19 protein-coding genes are annotated in these 22424 nt (G+C 65.1%); 14 read left to right on the plus strand and 5 right to left on the minus strand.

Annotated features, from left to right (window positions below; genetic code table 11):
- The first annotated feature begins 187 nt into the window (after nt 1-187).
- Genes fmt through ribD form a run of 4 tightly spaced genes read left to right on the plus strand, consistent with a single transcriptional unit; the run spans nt 188 to nt 4348 of the window.
- Complete coding sequence (fmt, locus tag MB901379_RS09840; RefSeq protein ID WP_158016526.1) at nt 188-1126, plus strand: methionyl-tRNA formyltransferase; 939 nt, start codon at nt 188-190, stop codon at nt 1124-1126.
- Nucleotides 1123-2532, plus strand: coding sequence for an RsmB/NOP family class I SAM-dependent RNA methyltransferase (locus tag MB901379_RS09845; RefSeq protein ID WP_158016528.1), 1410 nt, complete (start codon nt 1123-1125; stop codon nt 2530-2532). Before fmt ends, MB901379_RS09845 begins: the two co-directional genes overlap by 4 nt.
- Nucleotides 2533-2589: 57 nt before the next feature.
- On the plus strand, nt 2590-3288 hold the full coding sequence (rpe, locus tag MB901379_RS09850) for a ribulose-phosphate 3-epimerase (protein ID WP_158016529.1): 699 nt from the start codon (nt 2590-2592) through the stop codon (nt 3286-3288).
- 40 nt (nt 3289-3328) lie between these two features.
- A complete protein-coding gene (gene ribD, locus MB901379_RS09855; RefSeq protein WP_158016531.1) occupies nt 3329-4348 on the plus strand; it encodes a bifunctional diaminohydroxyphosphoribosylaminopyrimidine deaminase/5-amino-6-(5-phosphoribosylamino)uracil reductase RibD in 1020 nt (339 codons plus the stop codon).
- Here ribD and MB901379_RS09860 read toward each other — a convergent pair.
- Both MB901379_RS09860 and MB901379_RS09865 read right to left on the minus strand, forming a co-directional pair.
- Nucleotides 4329-5906, minus strand: coding sequence for an MFS transporter (locus MB901379_RS09860; protein WP_158016533.1), 1578 nt, complete (start codon nt 5904-5906; stop codon nt 4329-4331). The two genes, ribD and MB901379_RS09860, sit on opposite strands and share 20 nt — an antisense overlap.
- Nucleotides 5903-6607 carry an LppX_LprAFG lipoprotein gene (locus tag MB901379_RS09865; RefSeq protein ID WP_408632343.1) on the minus strand — a complete coding sequence of 235 codons (705 nt, stop codon included), beginning with the start codon at nt 6605-6607 and terminating at the stop codon, nt 5903-5905. The genes MB901379_RS09860 and MB901379_RS09865 overlap by 4 nt, the downstream gene beginning before the upstream one ends.
- 110 nt (nt 6608-6717) lie before the next feature.
- Here MB901379_RS09865 and MB901379_RS09870 point away from each other — a divergent pair, with 110 nt between their 5' ends.
- The 9 genes from MB901379_RS09870 to MB901379_RS09910 all read left to right on the plus strand — a co-directional run bounded on the left by MB901379_RS09870 (nt 6718) and on the right by MB901379_RS09910 (nt 16881).
- Nucleotides 6718-7335: a riboflavin synthase gene (locus tag MB901379_RS09870; protein ID WP_158016536.1), complete on the plus strand. Its 618-nt coding sequence runs from the start codon at nt 6718-6720 to the stop codon at nt 7333-7335.
- A gap of 197 nt (nt 7336-7532) precedes the next feature.
- Complete coding sequence (locus MB901379_RS09875) at nt 7533-8819, plus strand: bifunctional 3,4-dihydroxy-2-butanone-4-phosphate synthase/GTP cyclohydrolase II (protein ID WP_158016538.1); 1287 nt, start codon at nt 7533-7535, stop codon at nt 8817-8819.
- On the plus strand, nt 8816-9298 hold the full coding sequence (gene ribH, locus MB901379_RS09880; protein WP_158016540.1) for a 6,7-dimethyl-8-ribityllumazine synthase: 483 nt from the start codon (nt 8816-8818) through the stop codon (nt 9296-9298). The genes MB901379_RS09875 and ribH overlap by 4 nt, the downstream gene beginning before the upstream one ends.
- Before the next feature lie 8 nt (nt 9299-9306).
- Entirely contained in the window at nt 9307-9765 is a 459-nt protein-coding gene (locus MB901379_RS09885; RefSeq protein WP_232022101.1) for a PH domain-containing protein, read from the plus strand.
- A gap of 678 nt (nt 9766-10443) precedes the next feature.
- On the plus strand, nt 10444-12387 hold the full coding sequence (uvrC, locus tag MB901379_RS09890; RefSeq protein ID WP_158016544.1) for an excinuclease ABC subunit UvrC: 1944 nt from the start codon (nt 10444-10446) through the stop codon (nt 12385-12387).
- On the plus strand, nt 12384-13304 hold the full coding sequence (rapZ, locus tag MB901379_RS09895) for an RNase adapter RapZ (RefSeq protein ID WP_232022028.1): 921 nt from the start codon (nt 12384-12386) through the stop codon (nt 13302-13304). Before uvrC ends, rapZ begins: the two co-directional genes overlap by 4 nt.
- Nucleotides 13301-14386, plus strand: a complete 1086-nt coding sequence (locus MB901379_RS09900) for a YvcK family protein (RefSeq protein ID WP_158016546.1) — start codon at nt 13301-13303, stop codon at nt 14384-14386. The genes rapZ and MB901379_RS09900 overlap by 4 nt, the downstream gene beginning before the upstream one ends.
- Nucleotides 14383-15360: a DNA-binding protein WhiA gene (gene whiA, locus MB901379_RS09905; protein ID WP_158019065.1), complete on the plus strand. Its 978-nt coding sequence runs from the start codon at nt 14383-14385 to the stop codon at nt 15358-15360. The genes MB901379_RS09900 and whiA overlap by 4 nt, the downstream gene beginning before the upstream one ends.
- 141 nt (nt 15361-15501) lie before the next feature.
- Nucleotides 15502-16881: a WS/DGAT/MGAT family O-acyltransferase gene (locus tag MB901379_RS09910; protein ID WP_158016547.1), complete on the plus strand. Its 1380-nt coding sequence runs from the start codon at nt 15502-15504 to the stop codon at nt 16879-16881.
- Nucleotides 16882-16904: 23 nt separating this feature from the next.
- On the opposite strand, the gene MB901379_RS09915 is transcribed toward MB901379_RS09910, so the two are convergent.
- The 3 genes from MB901379_RS09915 to MB901379_RS09925 are packed head-to-tail and all read right to left on the minus strand — an operon-like array spanning nt 16905 to nt 20548.
- Complete coding sequence (locus MB901379_RS09915) at nt 16905-18185, minus strand: alpha/beta hydrolase (protein ID WP_158016549.1); 1281 nt, start codon at nt 18183-18185, stop codon at nt 16905-16907.
- Entirely contained in the window at nt 18182-19804 is a 1623-nt protein-coding gene (fadD12, locus tag MB901379_RS09920) for an acyl-CoA ligase FadD12 (protein WP_158016551.1), read from the minus strand. The genes MB901379_RS09915 and fadD12 overlap by 4 nt, the downstream gene beginning before the upstream one ends.
- 3 nt (nt 19805-19807) lie before the next feature.
- Nucleotides 19808-20548 (minus strand): lysophospholipid acyltransferase family protein, encoded by a 741-nt coding sequence (locus tag MB901379_RS09925; RefSeq protein ID WP_158019066.1) that lies wholly within the window; start codon nt 20546-20548, stop codon nt 19808-19810.
- A 243-nt stretch (nt 20549-20791) separates the two neighbouring features.
- Here MB901379_RS09925 and MB901379_RS09930 point away from each other — a divergent pair, with 243 nt between their 5' ends.
- On the plus strand, nt 20792-22054 hold the full coding sequence (locus MB901379_RS09930) for a PucR family transcriptional regulator (RefSeq protein ID WP_158019067.1): 1263 nt from the start codon (nt 20792-20794) through the stop codon (nt 22052-22054).
- The last annotated feature ends 370 nt before the right edge of the window (nt 22055-22424 follow it).

A 22424-nucleotide genomic window follows, 5' to 3' on the forward strand; every position in this document is an offset into this window, starting at 1 on the left:
AAGGGATATGGCTGCGTACTTCGACCTCGTCGTCGCAGGCGCGGCGGCAAATTCGACTGCCGTGCAGAACGTATCCGCCGGACATAGTATGCAATAGCAAGATTGTAAGTCGCTGTGAATCTGGCCGTCGGGATTGTGTTCTGCGACACGTTAATGCGGCTTTCTGAGGCTTTCTTAGACTATGGCGGTGCGCCTTGTTTTCGCCGGCACCCCAGAACCCGCGCTGCCCGCGCTGTGCAGCCTCATCGACTCGCCACGTCACGAGGTAGTCGCGGTGCTGACCAGGCCCGATGCCGCTTCCGGACGGCGTGGCAAGCCGCAGCCGTCGCCCGTGGCCCGTGCTGCGCTCGAGCGTGGAATTCCGGTGTTGCGGCCGCCGCGACCTAATTCCGCAGAATTCGTTGCTGAACTGTCCGCGCTGGGCCCGCAGTGCTGCGCGGTCGTCGCCTACGGGGCGCTGCTTGGCGATGCGCTGCTTGCGGTTCCGTCGCGCGGCTGGGTCAATCTGCATTTCTCGCTGCTGCCCGCCTGGCGGGGCGCCGCTCCGGTACAGGCCGCGATTGCCGCGGGGGATACGGTCACCGGGGCCACGACCTTCCAGATCGAGCCGAGCCTAGACTCCGGACCCGTTTACGGTGTAGTCACCGAGACTATCCAGTCGACCGACACGGCGGGTGAACTGCTTAAGCGACTTGCGGTTTCGGGCGCTGCGCTATTGTCGGCCACGCTGGACGGCATCGCTGATCAATCCTTGGCGCCACGACCGCAACCGGCCGATGGGGTCAGCCTGGCGCCCAAAATCACCGTCGAGCAGGCTCGGGTGCGCTGGGAGCTGCCGGCGCCGGTAATTGAACGTCGGATCCGCGCGGTCACGCCAAATCCGGGTGCTTGGACGCTCATCGGCGACTTGCGGGTCAAGCTTGGACCCGTACACGTCGACGGCGCCCCTAAGCCCCCAGATCCGTTGACATCCGGGGCTATCCATGTGGACCGCAAGAACGTCTGGATCGGCACCGGATCAGAACCGGTGCGGTTGGGGGAGATTCAGCCGCCCGGCAAGAAGGTGATGAACGCGATCGACTGGGCGCGCGGCGCCCGGCTCGATCCTGGTGCGCGGGCATCATGACCTCGAAGCCGCAACGGCCCCAACGGAAGGGCGGCCCAAGTCAGCGAAAGGGTCCCCGTCGGCGACCGCTGGACCCGGCGCGCCGGGCGGCGTTCGATGTGCTGCGTGCGGTCAGTGAGCGCAACGCCTACGCAAACCTGGCGTTACCCGCGCTACTGCGCGAACGCGGTATCGCCGGACGTGACGCCGCGTTTGCCACCGAGTTGGCCTACGGCACCTGCCGGATCCTGGGTCTGCTCGACCCGATCATCGGTGCTGCGGCCGGGCGCTCACCGGAGGCGATCCATCCGGTCTTGCTCGATCTGCTACGGCTTGGCAGCTATCAGCTGCTGCGCACTAGGGTTGACGCGCACGCTGCGGTGTCCACCACCGTCGAGCAGGCGGGCATCGAATTCGACTCGGCCAGAGCCGGTTTCGTCAATGCTGTGCTGCGAACCATCGCCGATCGAGACGAGCGCAGCTGGCTGACGGAGCTGGCGCCAGACCCACGCGCCGACCCCGTCGGGCACGCCGCGTTTGTACACGCCCACCCACGTTGGATCGCACAGGCATTCGTAGACGCACTGGGTTCGGCGGCCGGTGAACTCGACGCGGTGCTGGCCAGCGACGACGAACGACCACGGGTGCACTTGGCCGCCCGGCCCGGGGTGCTGACCGCCGCGGAACTGGCCGACGCGGTGAATGGCACGGTCGGGCGCTACTCGCCGTACGCCGTGTACCTGCCGAGCGGGGACCCCGGACGGTTGGAATCGGTGCGCCAAGGCCAAGCCCTGGTTCAGGACGAGGGCAGCCAGTTGGTGGCTCGGGCGTTGACCTTGGCGCCGGTCGAGGACGACACCGGACGGTGGCTGGATCTGTGCGCCGGACCGGGGGGTAAGACAGCGCTGTTGGCTGGCTTGAGCGTGGCGGCCGGGGCACGCGTGACCGCTGTGGAGCCGTCGCAACATCGCGCGGACCTGGTGGCCGACAACACCCGCGGGCTTCCGGTCGACATCGTGCGCGGTGACGGACGGCACACCGATCTGGAGCCGGGCTTCGACCGGGTGTTGGTCGATGCGCCGTGTACCGGGTTGGGGGCGTTGCGTCGTCGGCCGGAGGCGCGCTGGCGGCGACTGCCGACCGACGTGCCAACACTGACCAAGCTGCAACGTGAGCTGCTCGCGGCCGCGATCGCCCTAACCAGGCCGGGTGGCGTCGTGTTCTACGCGACCTGCTCGCCCCACCTGGCCGAGACCGTTGGGGTGGTCGGCGACGCACTGCGCCGCCATCCGGTGCACACAGTGGATGCCAGGCCGCTGTTCGAGCCCGTTGCAACCGGACTGGGGGAGGGGCCCTACGTCCAGTTGTGGCCGCACCGACACGGTACCGATGCCATGTTCGCCGCGGCGCTGCAGCGCCGGGCGTGACCCCCGACGGCGAATCGCCGCCCTACATCGCGCGCACCTGCGGCAGGGCTCAGTAGTGTGTCGCCTATGGTATGCAGCACGGGGGAACCCATGATCGCGCCCTCGATCCTGGCCGCTGACTTCGCCCGACTCGCCGACGCCGCGGCGGCCGTGCGCGGCGCCGACTGGTTGCACGTCGATGTGATGGACGGCCATTTCGTGCCGAATCTGACGATTGGCTTGCCAGTGGTGGAGAGCCTGCTGGCGGCCAGCGACATCCCGATGGATTGCCATCTGATGATCGACAATCCGGACCGGTGGGCTCCGCCATATGCCGAAGCAGGCGCCTACAACGTCACGTTTCACGCCGAGGCCACCGACAATCCGGTCGGGGTGGCCCGCGATATCCGCGCGGCGGGCGCCAAAGCGGGAATCAGCGTGAAGCCTGGCACGCCACTGGATCCGTACCTGGAGATCCTGCGGCATTTCGACACCCTGCTGATCATGTCGGTGGAGCCGGGTTTTGGTGGCCAAAGCTTCATTCCCGAGGTGCTGAGCAAGGTACGCACGGCGCGCAAATTGGTTGATTCGGGCGAGTTGAGGATCCTGATCGAGATTGACGGCGGTATCAACGCCGACACCGTCGAGCAGGCCGCCGAGGCCGGTGTCGACTGCTTTGTCGCCGGGTCGGCGGTGTACGGAGCGGAGGACCCCGCCGCCGCGGTAAAGGCGCTCCGGCGACAGGCGGGTGCGGTGTCACCCCGCTGCGGCCGATGAGGGGCCGGTGCACAGCCGGCGAGGGGGCGGTGAGCGGCACATGAGCGTCGAACAAGTCAAGAGCCTCGAAGAGGCTATGCGTCTTGCCATCGAGCAGTCCTTCCTGGTCAAGGGCACGACGTATCCCAACCCGCCGGTCGGGGCCGTCATCGTCGACCCCGAGGGGCGGGTTGTGGGAGTTGGCGGTACCCAGCCCTCCGGCGGGGATCATGCCGAGGTGGTAGCGCTGCGCCGGGCCGGTGGCCTGGCGGCCGGTGGCATCGCGGTGGTCACCATGGAGCCGTGCAACCACTACGGCAAGACCCCGCCCTGTGTGAATGCGCTGATCGAAGCCCGAGTCGGGACAGTGATTTACGGCGTTGCCGACCCCAACGGTATCGCCGGCGGCGGTGCTGGTCGGCTATCGGCAGCGGGCTTGCAGGTGCGTTCCGGGGTGCTGGCGGATGCGATTACGGCCGGACCGTTGCGGGAGTGGCTCCACAAGCAACGCACCGGGCTGCCGCACGTGACCTGGAAGTACGCCACCAGCGTCGATGGTCGCAGCGCCGCCGCCGACGGCTCCAGCCAGTGGATTTCCAGTGAAGCGGCGCGCGCTGACCTGCATCGTCGACGCGCCATTGCGGACGCGATCGTGGTTGGCACCGGCACCGTCCTCGCGGACGACCCGGTCCTGACCGCACGACTGCCCGATGGATCCTTAGCGGCGCAACAACCGTTGCGAGTGGTGGTGGGCAACCGCGAAATACCATCGGAGGCAAAGGTTCTCAATGACGATGCACGCACAATGGTGATCCGTACCCACGAGCCTGTGGAAGTACTCCGGGCGTTGCTGGACCGCACCGATGTCCTGCTGGAAGGTGGTCCCACCCTCGCCGGCGCCTTCTTACGGGCCGGGGCGATCAACCGGATCGTGGCCTACGTCGCACCGATTCTGCTGGGTGGACCGGTGACTGCCGTCGATGATGTGGGGGTGTCCAGCATCGCCCACGCATTGCGCTGGCAGTTCGACGGTGTCGAACGGTGTGGTCCGGACCTGTTGCTCAGCCTGGTGGCGCGGTAGCGGCACCAGCCTGACGCGAGACCGCCTCGCGTCCGGCCGCATCCGGTTCGCTGGGGTGGTCCTTGCGGCCGCTGATCAGAAGACCCAGCACCGCTCCAACGACACACACAATCGCGGTGATCGTAAATATCTCGCCGTACATCAGCGCGAACGCCTTCTGGTATTGCGCTCCGATCGCCGCTGCGCGCTCGATCAGGGTGGCATTGGGTGGTACCGCCGCCGACAACCCCGTCAGGATCTGGTTGAACCGGTATAGGCCCCAGGCGCTGAGCGCGGCCACCCCGATCAACATGCCGGTCATCCGGGCCACCACCACTGCGGCCGAGGCGATGCCGTGCTGCGCCGGCGGGACGACCCGCAGGGTGGCCGATGACAGCGGCCCGATCACCAGGCCAAGACCGAGGCCGGCTACGAGCAGGTCGGCGTGCATGGCGGGCACCGTGAACAGCCCGAAGATGCTGTGCCGATAGTCCGGCAGGTCGACCGGCCAGTGGGAAATCAGCAAGTAGCCGCCGGCCGCGATGAGCAGTCCCACGAAGGTCACCGCACGATCACCGGCTTTGGTGGCGATCCACCCGCCCGTCACCGCGCCCACCGGCAACGCGATGAGAAACCACAGCAGCATTCCGGCGGCCTGCGTTTGGTCCATACTCAGCACGCCTTGGCCGAACAACTCCACATTGACCAGCGTCACCATTAGCGCCGCGCCGGCCGCGACCGAGGCCCCCAGAGCGGAAAGGAACGGCCGGAAGTGCACACCGGCAGGTTCGATCAACCGCGTGCGAGCGAAGCGCTCCCAGACAAAGAACGCCACGGCCGCCGCGATGGCTCCGACCAGCACCGGAGGCCCATAGCTGGGTAGCACGTGGTTGCCGTCGGGGTTGGGGTTGTACAGCCCGATCACGGCGAGCCCCAGCGCGACCGCCAGCAGCGCACCGCCGACCAGATCGATCCTTTCCGGTTCGGCGCTGCGGTCGTGTGCGGGCAGGCTGAATTGGATCATCAGCATGGCGATCGCGGTGAGCGGGACGTTTATCCAGAACACGTCACGCCAGTCGTGGAACAACCAGACGATGAAAATCCCGTAAAGCGGGCCTAGCACGCTGCCGAGCTCCTGCGCGGCACCGATTCCGCCCAGCACACCGGCGCGGTTTCGTTGCGCCCACAAATCCGCGCCCAGCGCCAGCGTGATGGGCAGCAACGCGCCACTGGCCACACCCTGGATTGCGCGCCCGGCGAGCAGCATATGGAAATCGCCGAAATGTCCCGCCAGCGCGGTGACCACCGAACCAGCGGCGAAACCGAGCAGGCTTACTTGCAGCATCAGCTTGCGGCCGAACCGGTCCGAGGCCCGGCCCAGCAGCGGCATGGCCGCGATATAGCCCAGCAGGTACCAGGTGACGATCCAGGTGATTCGTTGCAGCTGGTTAATCGGAATGCCGACGCTCTGCATGATGTCGCGCATGATGGTGACCACGACGTAGGTGTCGAGGGCCCCCAGTAGTACCGCGAGGCTGCCCGCGCTGATTGCGACGCGGCGCCCGGTCAGCGTGCTCATCCGCTCACCGGGGGCTTGGTTACCTGCACCTGCTCGCCCCAGTTAGACAAGGTCATCTCGACCGAATTGCCCGAACCGCGATCCAATTTGGCCTGTGCCAGTTGGTGATCGCCGCCCTCCTGAATCCACACCGTGCCGGGTACCGGATCTGTCGCATTGAATGGCGGTGCGATCTGATTCACCGCGTCGGCCGTGACCTTTCCGCTGACGCGGATGGTGCTTTGTCCGTTGATCGTGTCCCGTCCCTCGGTCTTGGCGTCCTTGAGGTTGGCCAGCACGTTGGCCAGCCCAGTGTCCGGGTTCAAGATCTGTGACGGGTCATAAATATCCGCGGCCGGACCGAAATCACTCCACTTGTTGGGCGTCAGGGTGGCGTACAGGTTCCCGTCGATGACCACAAAGTCGGCGTCGATGTCCGAGCCGCCGAGGGTGAGCTTGACGTTTCCCTTCGCGGCCGTGGGTTTGGTGGTGAGATCGCCGGAAAGCGTCTTCAGGGAAAGCCCGGGGATTTTGCCGTTGACCGTCAGGACCAGGTGCGCACTCTTGAGGTTCTTGGTTTGCTCGGTTGCCTGCGTGACCAGGGGGGCAGCATCGGGTAACGGTCCGCCGCTGTCCTTGGTGCCCGACGAGCAGGCCGCGACCAGAGCGGTGGCGATGCTCAGGGTGGCGAGGACAGCGAATAGACGACGGCGGATTTGCATACCCTGCATCGTAGAGGGTGCCCGTGACTGGGTTCGGCAACGTGGGGTGCCCGGCGCCGCCCGGCGACGGTCTATGTCGTGTCCGACCAGGGGCCAATTAGCCTGGTGCAATGTTCACCGGAATAGTCGAGGAACTGGGAGAGGTCACGGGTCGGCAGGCCCTTGCCGACGCCGCACGCCTCACGATCCGCGGTCCCGTTGTTACCGCCGACGCCGGCCACGGCGATTCCATTGCCGTCAACGGCGTCTGCTTGACGGTGGTCGACGTGTCGCCCGACGGTCAATTCAGCGCTGATGTCATGGCCGAGTCGCTCAACCGGTCCAACCTGGGTGAGTTGCAGGTCGGCAGCCGGGTCAATTTGGAGCGTGCCGCGGCGATCAACAGCCGGCTCGGTGGCCACATCGTGCAGGGGCATGTCGATGGAACCGGACAGATCGTGGCTCGGGAGCCCTCGGAGCACTGGGAGGTTGTGCGGGTCCAGATGCCCGTAACGGTGGCGCGCTATGTCGTGGAGAAGGGGTCGATCACCGTCGACGGTATTTCGCTCACCGTTTCCGGTCTTGGTGCCGAACCCCGGGACTGGTTCGAGGTCTCGCTGATTCCCACCACGCTGGAGCTGACCACCCTGGGTAAAGCCCCGGTGGGCACGCAGGTCAATCTCGAAGTGGACGTGATCGCCAAATATGTCGAACGGCTGCTGCAGACCGCACCCCCCAAGCCGTCGTGAGCGGTCGCGGTTGCGCCGAATGCGGCTAGCGGCTCAACCGCCATCAAGACCCCCCCGGGGGGTCTTGATGGCGGTCCGGGCGTGGGATCACGCACCCAGCGTGGCAAAGCGATGGCAAGAACTGCCGTGCCGTGGTTCATACTGTTTGCAACACGGGGGCTTCTCGTGTTAGCCGGTCTGACAGCAAGGTAGCAAGCATGACGAGGTTTGACTCCGTCGAGCGGGCGGTTGCCGACATTGCAGCGGGTAAGGCCATCGTCGTCATTGACGACGAGGATCGCGAGAACGAGGGCGACCTGATCTTCGCGGCGGAGAAGGCTACCCCGGAACTGGTGGCCTTCATGGTTCGCTACACCTCGGGATACCTCTGTGTGCCTCTCGATGGCGCTGTCTGCGACCGGCTGGGCCTGTTGCCGATGTACGCGGTCAACCAGGACAAACACGGCACCGCCTACACCGTTACCGTGGACGCGCGAAAGGGTGTGGGAACCGGGATCTCGGCATCCGACCGGGCCACCACCATGCGGTTGCTGGCCGATCCGGCGAGTATTGCCGAGGACTTCAGCCGTCCCGGCCATGTCGTTCCGTTGCGGGCCAAGGATGGCGGCGTGCTGAGGCGCCCCGGCCACACCGAGGCGGCCGTTGACCTGGCCCGGATGGCTGGGTTACAGCCTGCGGGCGCGATCTGCGAGATCGTGAGCCAAAAAGATGAAGGCGCGATGGCCCAGACCGACGAGTTGCGGGTGTTCGCCGATGAACACGACTTGGCGCTGATCACCATTGCCAGCTTGATCGAATGGCGGCGCAAGCACGAGAAACACATCGAGCGCATCGCCGAGGCCCGAATTCCGACCCGCCATGGCGAGTTTCGCGCGATCGGTTACAGCAGCATCTACGAGGACGTCGAACATGTGGCGCTGGTGCGGGGCGAGATCGCAGGACCCAACGCAGACGGCGATGATGTGCTGGTCCGGGTGCACTCCGAATGCCTGACCGGCGATGTGTTCGGCTCCCGCCGCTGTGACTGCGGGCCTCAGTTGGATGCCGCCATGGCGTTGGTTGCGCGCGAGGGGCGTGGTGTGGTCCTCTACATGCGCGGGCACGAGGGGCGAGGCATTGGTCTGATGCATAAACTGCAGGCATATCAGCTGCAGGATGCCGGCGCGGATACCGTGGATGCCAACCTCAAGCTCGGATTACCGGCCGACGCAAGGGATTACGGGACCGGCGCGCAAATCTTGGTCGACCTCGGGGTGCGGTCGATGCGATTGTTGACTAACAACCCGGCTAAGCGGGTGGGACTGGACGGATACGGATTGCATATCATCGAGCGCGTGCCATTGCCGGTGCGTGCCAACGCAGAGAACATTCGCTATTTGATGACCAAACGCGACAAGATGGGTCACGACCTAGTCGGGCTGGACGATTTTAGCGACTTCCACGAGTCTGTCAATCTTCCAGGCGAATTCGGTGGTGCTCTGTGAGCGGTGGTGCCGGAGTTCCGGACATCCCGGTGGTCGACGCGTCCGATGTGCGGCTGGCTATCGTCGCCAGCACGTGGCACAGCAAGATCTGTGAGGCGCTGCTGGCCGGCGCCCGCAAAGTGGCTGCCGAGGCCGGCATCGCCAACCCAACGGTGGTCCGCGTGCTCGGCGCGATCGAAATTCCAGTCATGACACAAGAGTTGGCCCGCAATCATGACGCGGTCGTGGCCCTTGGCGTGGTAATCCGCGGTGAGACACCACATTTCGACTACGTTTGCGATGCGGTAACCCAAGGGCTGACCCGGGTTTCGCTGGACGCCTCGACCCCGGTCGCCAACGGGGTATTGACCACCAATACCGAAGATCAGGCGCTGGATCGGGCCGGGCTTCCGACGTCCGCCGAAGACAAGGGCGCGCAGGCGACCGCGGCAGCGCTCACTACCGCGCTCGCGTTGCGCGACTTGCGTACTGGGCCGTGACTGCGGAACTGCAGCGGGACGGCTGGGACGTGGTGGTACGTCCCTACTGGACGCCCATCTTTGCCTGTGGTGCGGCATTCCTGATCGCGTTGGCGCACGTTGCCGGTGGTCTGCTGCTCAAGGTCGGCTCCAGCGGGGTGGTTTTTCAGACCGCCGATCAAGTGGCGATGGCTGTTTTGGGCCTGGTCCTGGCCGGCACTGTGCTGCTGTTCACCCGGCCTCGACTGCGGGTGGGCGCCACCGGCCTTTCGGTACGCAATTTGTTGGGATACAAGCTAATCCCATGGCATGAGGTGATGGGCGTGTCGTTTCCCTCGGGTAGCCGCTGGGCGCGAATCGACCTGCCCGATGACGAGTACATCCCGGTGATGGCCATTCAGGCCGTGGACAAGGAACGTGCGGTGGACTCGATGGACACGGTGCGCTCGCTGCTGACCCGATACCGGCCGGACCTGCACACAAGCTAAGCCGCGGTGCACGATTGGCGCCCGGGTCGCCAGCAGGCGAGCATCGGTCGACGACGGGGTCGCTTTCCCGGCACCGCTATGTCAGCCCGGCCCGGCAGTGTCCGTACATATGTTCGAATCGTGGTATGCGTCGCGCCCCCCGTCGGAGTCGAAAGCGCTGCTGGACCGGGTGCGAGGCGCGGCGCGCACGGAAGCGCAGGCCGCCCGCCCAGCGGTTGGTCGCGGTCGGCGAACTGTTGATGCTGCGATGCCGTGATTCCGGTGAGCCTGCGGACTGGGCCACCGACACCTGGGAGGCGGTGGCGGCACAGGTGGCAGCCGCGCGGCGGACCATTGTGCGATGGACTTGAGCTATCCGCACTACGCCATGGCGATGCGCGATCGGCTGCCCGAGGTGGGAAGGGTATTCGCCAACCGCAGACCTGGCATCGGCACCACCGGGCAATCCCGACACGCGCTGCTAAGGCCGTGCGGTGATGATGCCCACACGCGGTCGTACCGGTGCGCCAAACCGGGCGAACTGCATCAACGCCGAACTCCGACAAAATCGCCGTGCCGCCCAAGCTGCACTGACTCAGTCGGTCCAAATCGGTGCGTACGACACTGCAGACCGGCGATCCGAACCCGACGAGCCCCCGCCTTTCTAGGCGCCCTTTTGGCGGCTACTAGCCTGGGTACGTGCCAGATCCCGCGACGTATCGCCCCGCTCCCGGGTCCATCCCGGTCGAGCCCGGCGTGTACCGATTCCGGGATCCGCATGGCCGGGTCATCTACGTCGGCAAGGCCAAGAGCCTGCGCAGCAGGCTGACGTCATATTTCGCCGACGTCGCACATCTGCATCCCAGGACCAGGCAGATGGTCACCACTGCGGCCAAGGTCGAGTGGACGGTCGTCAATACCGAGGTCGAAGCGCTGCAGCTGGAGTACAACTGGATCAAGGAATTCGATCCGCGCTTCAATGTCCGCTATCGCGACGACAAGTCATATCCGGTATTGGCTGTCACCCTCAACGAGGAATTTCCCCGGTTGATGGTTTATCGCGGTCCGCGACGCAAGGGTGTGCGCTATTTCGGGCCGTACTCGCACGCGTGGGCGATTCGTGAAACGTTGGACCTGCTCACCCGGGTATTCCCGGCGCGAACGTGCTCCGCTGGAGTATTCAAGCGGCACAAGCAGATCGACCGTCCATGCTTGCTCGGCTACATTGACAAGTGTTCGGCTCCCTGCGTCGGTACGGTCAGCGCTGAGCAGCATCGCCGTATTGTGGAGGATTTCTGCGACTTCCTGTCCGGCAAGACTGACCGGTATGCCCGTGAGCTGGAACAGCAGATGAACGGTGCGGCCGAGCGACTCGACTTCGAGCGAGCCGCTCGCCTGCGTGACGACCTGTCCGCACTGAAGCGGGCGATGGAAAAGCAGGCCGTGGTGCTTGGCGACGGCACCGACGCTGACGTGGTGGCATTCGCCGACGACGAACTGGAAGCAGCGGTGCAAGTGTTTCACGTGCGCGGCGGCCGAGTTCGGGGCCAGCGCGGCTGGATTGTTGAAAAGCCAAGCGGTCCTGGTGATTCCGGTGAAGAACAGTTGGTCGAGCAATTCCTGACGCAGTTCTACGGCGACCAGGCGGAGTTGGGCGGCGCGGCAGACGAATCCGTCAATCCCGTTCCCCGCGAGGTGCTGGTGCCGTGTCTGCCATCCAACGCCGATGAGTTGTCCGATTGGCTTTCCGGCCTGCGGGGTGCACGGGTTGCCTTGCGGGTTCCGCGCCGCGGCGACAAGCGCGCCCTGGCTGAAACCGTACAGCGCAACGCGAAAGAGGCGTTACAGCAACACAAGCTAAAGAGGGCAGGTGACTTCACTGCAAGATCCGCTGCATTGCAGAACATTCAGGAGGCGCTCGGATTGGCCGATGCGCCACTGCGCATCGAGTGCATTGACATCAGTCATGTGCAGGGTACCGATGTGGTGGGCTCGCTGGTGGTATTCGAGGATGGGTTGCCGCGCAAATCCGATTACCGGCACTTCGGCATTCGGGTGGCCGCCGGGCAGGGGCGTTCCGATGATGTCGCGTCCATCGCAGAAGTGACTCGACGTCGATTCCAGCGCCATCTGAGTGAACAAAACGATCCGAATCTGCTTTCCGGGGAAGGAAAATCTCGCCGGTTCGCCTATCCGCCCAATCTGTACGTCGTCGATGGTGGTGCACCTCAGGTCAATGCCGCCAGCGCCGTTCTGGAAGAGCTGGGAGTCACCGACATTGCGGTGATCGGCCTGGCCAAGCGGCTAGAAGAGGTGTGGGTTCCGTCGGAACCCGATCCGATCATCATGCCGCGTAACAGCGAGGGCCTGTACCTCTTGCAGCGAGTGCGCGACGAGGCGCACCGCTTCGCCATCACCTACCATCGGAGCAAGCGATCCAAGCGGATGACCGCCTCAGCGCTGGACGCGGTGCCTGGATTGGGAGAGCATCGTCGCAAAGCACTGGTAACCCATTTCGGATCATTAGCCCGCATCAAGGAGGCCACCGTCGACCAGATCACCGCCGTTCCAGGAATTGGCGTGGCCACGGCGACCGCCGTGCTGGAGGCGTTGCGACCTGACAACCCGGGAGCCCCGGAATGACGAACCACGTTGCCAATGACCCGAATCCGCCGGGCCCCGAAAACAACGTTCCCGCTGACATCGACGTTGTTCTGGTGACCGGGCTGTCCGGTGCCGGGCGCGGTACTGCGGCGAAAGTGCTCGAGGACTTGGGCTGGTATGTCGCGGATAACCTGCCACCTCAGCTGATCACTCGCATGGTGGATTTCGGGCTGACGGCCGGATCGCGGATTACGCAGCTGGCGGTGGTGATGGACGTGCGTTCGCGCGGGTTCACCGGCGACCTCGACTCGGTGCGCAACGAACTGGCCACCCGCAACATCAGGCCCCGCGTGGTGTTCCTGGAGGCATCCGACGACATGCTGGTGCGCCGTTATGAACAGAATCGCCGCAGCCACCCCCTGCAGGGTGGGCACACGCTGGCCGAGGGCATCGCCGCCGAGCGCAAGATGCTAGCTCCGGTGCGGGCGACGGCGGACCTGATCATTGACACCTCGACCCTGTCGGTGCGCGGATTGCGCGAGAGTATCGAGCGCGCCTTCGGGAGCGACGGCGGCGCCACAACAAGCGTCACCGTGGAGTCCTTTGGCTTCAAATACGGCCTGCCGATGGACGCCGACATGGTGATGGACGTGCGATTCCTACCCAATCCGCACTGGGTGGACGAGCTTAGGCCGCTCACCGGCCAGCATGGGCCGGTGAGCGATTACGTGCTAAGCCAGGCTGGCGCCGCTGAATTTCTGGAAACCTACCATCGGTTGCTGTCCCTGGTCGTCGACGGCTATCGCCGAGAGGGGAAGCGCTACATGACCGTAGCCATTGGCTGCACCGGAGGTAAGCATCGTAGCGTCGCGATCGCGGAGGCGTTGATGGGGCTACTACGGTCGAATTCGCGACTATCGGTGCGGGTGCTGCATCGGGATCTGGGTCGCGAATGAACTCACCGACCAGCCCGCCGGTCAGCCAAAGCATCGTTGCCCTGGGCGGCGGACACGGGTTGTACGCGACGTTGTCCGCGGCTCGGAGGCTAACTCACCTCGTCACCGCGATAGTGACCGTTGCCGATGACGGTGGGTCCTCTGGCCGGTTGCGCAACGAACTCGAGGTGGTGCCGCCGGGAGATCTGCGAATGGCCTTGGCGGCCCTGGCATCCGACAGCCCGTACGGTCGTTTGTGGGCGACCATCATGCAGCACCGCTTTGGCGGTAGTGGGGCGCTGGCCGGACATCCGATCGGCAACCTGCTGCTCGCGGGCCTGTCCGAGGTGCTCGCAGATCCGGTTGCGGCGCTCGACGAACTCGGACGCATCCTGGGTGTCAAGGGCAGGGTGTTGCCGATGTGTCCGATCGCCCTGCAGATCGAGGCCGACGTGTCCGGCCTCGAGTCTGACCCGCGGATGTTCCGCGTGATTCGCGGCCAGGTGGCGATCGCGACCACGCCGGGAAAGGTACGGCGGGTGCGGTTGCTGCCCGCAGATCCGCCGGCTACCCGGCAAGCCGTCGACGCCATCATGGCGGCCGATTTGGTGGTGCTTGGGCCGGGTTCGTGGTTCACCAGTGTGATTCCGCACGTGCTGGTGCCCGGGCTGTTCACGGCGCTGCAGAACTCCTCGGCCCGTCGAGCGCTGGTATTGAACCTGGTGGCCGAACCGGGGGAGACTGCGGGTTTTTCGGTCGAGCGTCACCTGCACGTTTTGGCCCAGCATGCCCCGGGCTTTACGGTGCACGACATCATCATCGATGCTGAGCGAGTGCCCAGCGAGCGGGAGCGCGAGCAACTGCGCCGCACTGCGACGCTGCTGAAGGCCGAGGTCCACTTCGCTGATGTGGCCAGACCTGGTACACCTTTACATGACCCGGGCAAATTGGCGGCCGCACTGGATGCAGTGCGGGCGCGTGACAGGGGCCCGGCGGCTCCGGTGACGAATACACAGGAGATACCGATCGAAGGTGGACGTCAACAGACCGGCGCGCAGCAGCCGGGCGGCAACGGACCGAGGGGTGACGACGCGTGGCGATGACGACCGAAGTCAAGGACGAGCTGAGTCGTCTGGTGGTCAAAGCGGTCAGTGCTCGACGCGCCGAGGTTACTTCTCTGTTGCGATTCGCCGGCGGCCTGCACATAGTGGCCGGTCGTGTCGTCGTGGAAGCCGAAGTGGATCTGGGCAGCATTGCCCGCCGGCTGCGCAAGGACATCTTCGATTTGTACGGCTACAACGCTGTTGTGCATGTGCTGTCGGCCAGCGGGATACGCAAGAACACCCGGTACGTGCTGCGGGTCGCCAATGATGGCGAAGCATTGGCGCGCCAGACCGGACTGCTCGACATGCGAGGGCGCCCGGTGCGGGGGCTGCCGGCGCAGGTGGTCGGTGGCAGTATCGCCGATGCCGAAGCGGCATGGCGGGGAGCGTTTTTGGCACATGGGTCGCTGACTGAGCCGGGCCGCTCCTCGGCGTTGGAGGTCAGCTGCCCCGGCCCGGAGGCGGCGCTGGCGCTGGTGGGTGCCGCACGCCGGCTCGGGGTCAGCGCCAAAGCCCGCGAGGTGCGCGGCGCTGACCGCGTGGTGGTGCGCGACGGAGAAGCGATCGGGGCGTTGCTGACCCGAATGGGGGCCCAGGATACCCGGCTGGTTTGGGAGGAGCGCCGGATGCGGCGCGAGGTGCGCGCGACCGCCAACCGGCTGGCCAACTTCGACGATGCCAATCTGAGGCGTTCGGCGCGGGCGGCGGTCGCCGCGGCCGCCCGGGTGGAGCGTGCCCTGGAAATACTCGGCGATACCGTGCCCGACCATCTAGCGTCGGCCGGCAAACTTCGCGTCGAACATCGGCAGGCGTCGCTGGAGGAGCTGGGACGACTGGCCGATCCGCCGATGACTAAAGATGCTGTGGCAGGCCGGATTCGACGGTTGCTGTCGATGGCCGATCGCAAGGCGAAGGTGGAAGGCATCCCCGACACCGAGTCGGCGGTGACTCCAGACCTGCTCGAAGACGCCTAACTGGGTCCCCGCCGAACCTTGAGCCATCGATGGTCACCGATCGGGCCGCGGGCTGTCGAGACGTCAGGCTCGGTCGTCATCGACAGGCTTTGTTGGGGATAGCTGCGCGCGGCCAATGGCCTAGGGCTAGCGTCGAGTGTCATGAGGCGGCTTTCAAGTGTTGATGCGGCGTTTTGGTCTGCGGAAACTGCGGGATGGCACATGCACGTCGGTGCCCTGGCGATATGCGACCCCACCGACGCGCCCGACTACAGCTTTCAGCGACTGCGCGAACTGCTCATCGAACGATTGCCGGAGCTCCCGCAGCTGCGCTGGAAGGTCACCGGTGCCCCGCTCGGGTTGGACCGGCCGTGGTTTGTTGAGGATCAGGATCTCGACGTCGACTTCCACGTCCGTCGGATCGGCGTTCCCGCTCCTGGCGGACGGCGCGAACTTGAGGAGCTGGTCGGCCGACTCATGTCCTACAAGCTGGACCGCTCTCGGCCCCTGTGGGAACTGTGGGTCATCGAGGGCGTCGAGGACGGCCGTATCGCGACGCTGACCAAGATGCACCATGCCATTGTCGACGGCGTCTCCGGTGCAGGGCTGGGAGAGATCCTGTTGGATATCACGCCCGAACCGAGACCGCCACAGGAGGAAACGGTGGGATTTGTGGGCTCCACCATTCCTCGCTTGGAAAGACGCGCGGTGGGCGCCTTGATCAACGTCGGAATAATGACGCCGTTCCGGATCGCACGGTTGGTGGAACAGACGGTGCGTCAGCAGATCGCAGCTCTAGGCCTGCGCCGACCACCGCGGTACTTTGACGCACCCAAGACGCGGTTCAATGCGCACGTGTCGCCGCATCGTCGGGTAACCGGTTGCCGCGTGGAACTGGCGCGGGTCAAGGCCGTCAAGGACGCCTTCGGGGTCAAGCTCAACGATGTCGTGCTGGCGATGGTGGCGGGTGCCGCTCGGGAATACCTGAAGAAGCGTGACGAGCTGCCCGTCAAGCCGCTCATCGCGCAGATTCCGGTGTCCACCCGCACCGACGAAACGAAGGCCGACGTCGGTAATCAGATCAGCTCGATGACCGCGTCGCTGGCAACCCATCTCGAGGACCCCGCCAAGCGGGTGGCGGCCATTCACGAAAGCACCCGCAGTGCCAAGGAAATGGCCAAGGCACTCTCGGCGCACCAGATCATGGGGCTTACCGAGACCACCCCGCCAGGTCTGTTGCAGCTGGCCGCCCGCGCCTATACGGTCACCGGGCTGTCGCAGAACCTGGCACCCATCAATTTGGTGGTCTCCAACGTCCCCGGTCCGCAGTTCCCGTTGTATATGGCCGGCGCACGGCTGGACTCCTTGGTACCGCTCGGGCCGCCGGTGATGGATGTCGCGCTGAACATCACCTGCTTTTCCTACCAGGAGCATCTGGACTTCGGGTTTGTGACGACTCCCGAAGTGGCCAACGACATCGACGAGATGGCAGACCTCATCGAGCCGGCGCTGGCCGAACTCGAGCGTGCCGCGGGTTTGTAATGGGCCAGAACGGGACCCGATTCCTAGCGTTCGGCTTCCCGGCTCTTCGTGACGTAGACCCAGGACAGGAATCGGGCCACGGCTTCGGACGCCTGATGCGCGCGTGCAGAACCGAAGATGTCGAAAGCGTGCTGAGCGTTGGGTAGTTCCGCGTAGGCCACCGGAGATTTGGATACCGCCCGCAGTTCGTCGACGAACTCCTGGGCTTCTATGACGGGGATGAGGGAATCGTCTCGGCCGTGCAGGACGAAAAACGGTGGTGCGTCGGCGTGCACGTGGTGGATCGGTGACGCCTCGAGGAAGATCTGCCGGTGGGTGCTGAATTTTTGCTTCACCACAAACCGCTCCAGCAGCTCGACGAACTCGGGCCGTCCGTCGGCGTCGGTGGAATACCAGTCGTACCGACCGTAGATGGGGACGGCCGCCACCACCGAGGTGTCGGCGTCCTCGAAGCCGGGCTGGAACCGGGGCTCGTTGGGGGTCAACGCCGCCAGGGCCGAAAGGTGCCCGCCGGCGGAGCCGCCGCTGATCGCCACGAAATCCGGATCCCCTCCGTAGGCCGCGATATTTTCCTTCACCCACGCCAGCGCGCGTTTGACGTCGACGATGTGGGCGGGCCAGGTGTGCAGGGGAGAGACCCGATAATTCAGCGACACGCAGACCCAGCCACGCGAAACCAGGTGGCTCATCAGTGGATACGCCTGCGGGCGTCGCCACCCGAGTACCCACGCGCCGCCCGGCACCTGGACCAGCACCGGTGCCTTGCCGTCGCGTGGCAGGTCACGGCGACGCCAGATGTCGGCCAAGTTGGCGCGTCGATGCGGGCCATACGCCACGATGTTGCTCTTTGCGACGTAGCGCCGCCGCGCCACCGTCGTGCGCAGGGGCAAATTGCGTCGACCACGCTTCGTCGGCTCGGTGGGGAGAGCCGCCAGCTCCTGTGCGTAGTCGGGCCCGAGTCCCTCGTTGAGCCCCGCTTCCAGCACCGGCCCGGGGGTGGTGATCCCGCGGTGGCGGATCACCCCCAGTATCGCCCAAGCTGCAACCGTCAATGCCAACGCCGTCCTTCCCTTCGGCCCGGCGAAGTCACCGCGGCGGCCGCGGCGCACCGCGTCGACCAGCGAAGCGGTCAGGTAGATTCCCGGCACCTCGGAGGTTGGCCAGCCGAACCAGAACACCGCGGGGGCCGCGTAGGGGTTACGAGTAATCGGGCGCAAGCCATTGGCGGCGTTGGTGAATTCCAGCGTTGCGCGGGTCAGCGGCCGGGGCCGGCGCGCTAGCCGTAATAGGCGCTGTGCCTTCATGATCCGTTGACCATCGAGTGCAGTTCGGCCCGCAGGATCTTTCCGGTACTGCCGCGCGGCAGCTGATCGAGGATGGTGATTTCGCGGGGCACCTTGTAGTTGGCCAGGTTGTCGCGGACATGTTGCTTGAGGGTCTCCGACGTGGCCGATCCGCCGGGCTCCAACACCACGAACGCCGCCAGCCGCTGGCCATACTGCTGGTCATCCACGCCGATCACCGACGCCTCGGCCACCCCGGGATGGCCGGCCAGCGTCTTTTCCACTTCGATCGGATAGACGTTTTCGCCGCCCGAGACAATCATCTCGTCGTCGCGCCCGACCACGAACAATCGTCCGGCGTGGTCGAGGTAGCCGACGTCGCCCGACGACATGAAACCGTCGTGGAAGTCTTTGGTGCTGCCCGAGGTATAGCCATCGAATTGGCTGTCGTTGCGGACATAGATGGTCCCCACTTCGCCGGTGGGTACCCGATTGAATTCCGGGTCCAGGATGTGGATTTCCGTTCCGTCCGCCGGCCGACCCGCGGTATCGGGCGCCGCCCGCAAGTCCGCGGGCGTAGCGGTGGCGATCATGCCGGCCTCGGTGGCGTTGTAGTTGTTATAGATCACGTCGCCGAACTGGTCCATGAACGCGACCACGACATCGGGCCGCATCCGGGATCCCGATGCTGCGGCAAATCGCAGTGACCGGCAACTGTAGCGATTACGCACTTCGGTGGGCAGCTCCATGATCCGGTCGAACATCACTGGCACCACCACCAACCCCGTCGCGTGATGGCGGTCGATGAGGTCCAGTGTGGCCTCCGGGTCGAACTTGCGGCGGGTGATGATCGTGCAGGCCATCGACGCAGCCAAAACCAACTGAGAGAAGCCCCAGGCATGGAACATCGGCGCCACCACCACAATGGACTCCTCGGCCCGCCACGGCGTGCGGTCCAAAATCGCCTTGAGGGTGCCCAATCCACTGGTACCGCCAGAGTGCTTGGCGCCCTTAGGTGTTCCAGTGGTGCCGGAGGTCAGCAAGATCACCTTGCCCTTGGTGCCGGGACGGACCGGTCGTTGCCCAGTGTGGTCAGCGATCAGCCCTTCGACGGTCAGTTCGTGCTGCGCGTCGGTCCACGCCACGATGCGGGTAGTACCGGGTTGATCCGCGAATGCGCGGTCTACCGTGGCGGCGAACTCCTCGTCGTAGATAACGGTGTCAACGCTTTCGCGGGCCACCACGTCTGCCAGCGCCGGTCCGGCGAACGAAGTGTTGAGCAAAAGAACATTGGCGCCAATCCTGTTGGCCGCTAACAGTGCATCGATGAAACCACGATGGTTGCGGCACATGATGCCAACGCTCTTCGGCGCTCCGCCGGGAAGCCCCTGCAGCGCAGCGGCCAAGGCGTTGCCACGCTCGTCGAGCTGCCGCCAGGTCAAGGTGCCCCGCTCGTCCACCAACCCAGGCCGGTCCGGGCAGCGCTGCGCCGCACCGGAAAACCCGGAGGTGAAGCTCATGCCTTCGCGACGCATCGCGGCGGCGATCTTCAGGTATCGGTCCGGCCGCATCGGTGCGATCATCCGGGCCCGCCGTAACGTTGCGAGCAGATCGAAAGCCTGGTTGATACGAGTTGACATGGTTTACCCCAGGATCGGGAAACGTCGCGTAGCGGCCAGCCGGTTGAGGGCTTCCTGCATCACCGACCGAACGTGGGCGTCGACTTCGTCGACATCGGGATTCTCGCCGAACTGCCCGGTGATGTCGATGGGATCGAGCACCTCGGTGACGATCTTGGTCGGCAGCGGCAGGTTGGGTGGTATCGCGGCACTAAACCCAAACGGAAATCCGAATGACAGCGGCAGGATATCGCTGCGCAGCAAGCGTTTTAAGCCCAACCGCTCGGCCAGCCAGGTGCCCCGTGACAGGTAGAACTGCGTCTCCTGGCCGCCTATCGACACCGCGGGAACGATGGGCACGCCGGCCTCGATCGCGGTGCTGACGTATCCCTTGCGACCGTTGAAGTCGATGATGTTCTCGGAGAAGGTAGGTCGGTACGCGTCGTAGTCGCCACCGGGAAACACGATGACCACGCCGCCGGACCGTAGGGCCTTGGCGGCGTTGTGCCGACTGGCCCGGATGTAGCCGGTGCGCCGGAAAAGCTGTCCGGTCAAGCCCATGAAAAGGATGTCGTGGCTAAGCGTGTAGACCGGTCGGTCGTAGCCGAATTTCTCGTAGAAGCTGACGCTGAAGATGGGGACGTCCATCGGAAACATTCCGCCGGAGTGGTTACCGACCACCAGTGCTCCGCCCGGCGGAAAGGCATCCAGGCCATGCACCTCGCATCGGAAGTAGGTTTTCAAAACTGGGCGCATCACATCCATCAAGCGCTTGGTTAGGCCTGGGTCCCACTTGCCGATCTCGGGATCTCCGATATCCGGGCTATCGGTGCTCACGTTCCTCCCTCGCGCCGTCCTCGCGGCTCCGTTGCCGTCGAGTCTTTCGATGGTAACGACCGAAGCGGAAGCGACGTGGCGGCATCGGGCCGAAACCCTCCCGCGTTGGCCTGTGGGCGGGCAAGGTGATCATTGGTGCTGATCGGAGCCCAGCCCAGAAGGGACGTGCAGGTGGCCGAAGTCGCAGGCGGATGCATCTCGGTGATTGCCCGGCAGATGGACACGATCCGCGACGAGTTCATCGCGGGGTTGTTCGCCATGATGAAGGACGAGATTCGCGGGCTCAACCACGACGCCCGCATGCTGGACCTGTGGCGGGCGAGTCTTACCGAAAACTATCTCGCTGCCATCCACTATCTGGATCGCGATACACCCAGCTCGGTGCTCGAAGCACCGGCGGCCGCCTTGGCGTACGCCCGGGCTTCGGCGCAACGCGACGTGCCGTTGGCGCCGTTGGTGAGGGCACATCGACTCGGTCATGCGCGATTCCTCGAGGTGGCGATGCAGTACGTGTCGCTATTGGAGCCGGCGCAGCAAGTGCCGACCATCACCGAGTTGGTGAATCGCTCGTCGCGGGTCATCGACATGGTGGCCGACCAGCTGATTATCGCCTACGAAGAGGAACACGATCGCTGGTTGAGTCGGCGCAGCGGCCTGCAGCAACAGTGGGTCGGCCAGGTGCTCGCGGGTACCCCGGTCGACGCACAACGCGCGGAACGGGTGCTGGGCTACCGGTTGGACGGGGCGCACCTCGCGGCATTGGCGTGGGCGGATACGACCGTGCCGGTCGGTGACGTGGTGTCGCTGTTCGATCGTATCCGCTTGTTGGTGGCCGACGAACTGGATCAGGTGACCGGCTCATTGATGGTGCCGACCGATGAACATGAGGTACGCCTATGGTTTTCCGTTGCTGCGCCTCGCGAAGGGGTACCGACCGACCCGTCCCGTTTGTGTGCTGCATTCGAGACGGCAGGTCTCCCGGCACGGCTGGCGTGCGGTCGGGTGGGTCACGGACTGCACGGCTTCCGGGCCTCGTTGAACGAGGCTGAGCTGGTCAAGGCGGTGGCGCACGCCGGTGGGGCCCGCGGCGCCCGCGTTGTCTGTTACACCGAGGTCGCGCCGGTGGCGCTAATGGCCGCGGATCTGGATGAGCTGCGGCGCTTCGTCGCCGATGTGCTCGGCCAGCTCAGCATTGCCGATGAGCGCACCGAGTGGTTGCGCGAGACCCTGCGCGAGTTCTTGATCCGCAACCGGAGCTATGTGGCAACCGCCGAGGCAATGACGCTGCATCGCAACACTATTCAATATCGTGTTGCTCAGGCGATGGAGCTCTGTGATCAGAGTCTCGACGATCCGGATGCGGTGTTCAAGGTGCAGACCGCGTTGGAGGTCTGCCGATGGATGGCTCCGGCGGTGCTGCGCACACCCACGTAGCGGGGCTTGGCTGTTCGTGCTGTGCGCACAAAGCCGATGGCGATTTTCGGTTTCCGCTCATATGGTGTCCGGCGGCGCTGGAAGTTACGTTTGTGCACGTCAAGGGACAAACGAGGCGAGCGACAGTGACGGCAGACCTGTGCGCCTCCGCAAGGTCCCACCGTGCTCTCGGCGGGCGCGGGTTTGTGGTCCGCTAGGACGACAATCGGTCGACTGGGAAACTCGGGCAGCCATCCGTGTGCGATGAGGGGTCGCGCGGAGGGCGCCGCTCGGCGCAGATCCGGGCCGATCGACCGCGCCCGACGAGCAATAGCCGCGCTCCGGGAATCTCTGCCCGGCCGAAGGCAACCGCGCGATCGACTGCTTCGAA

Source organism: Mycobacterium basiliense (assembly GCF_900292015.1).
In the GTDB taxonomy this organism is placed as follows: Bacteria; Actinomycetota; Actinomycetes; order Mycobacteriales; family Mycobacteriaceae; genus Mycobacterium; species Mycobacterium basiliense.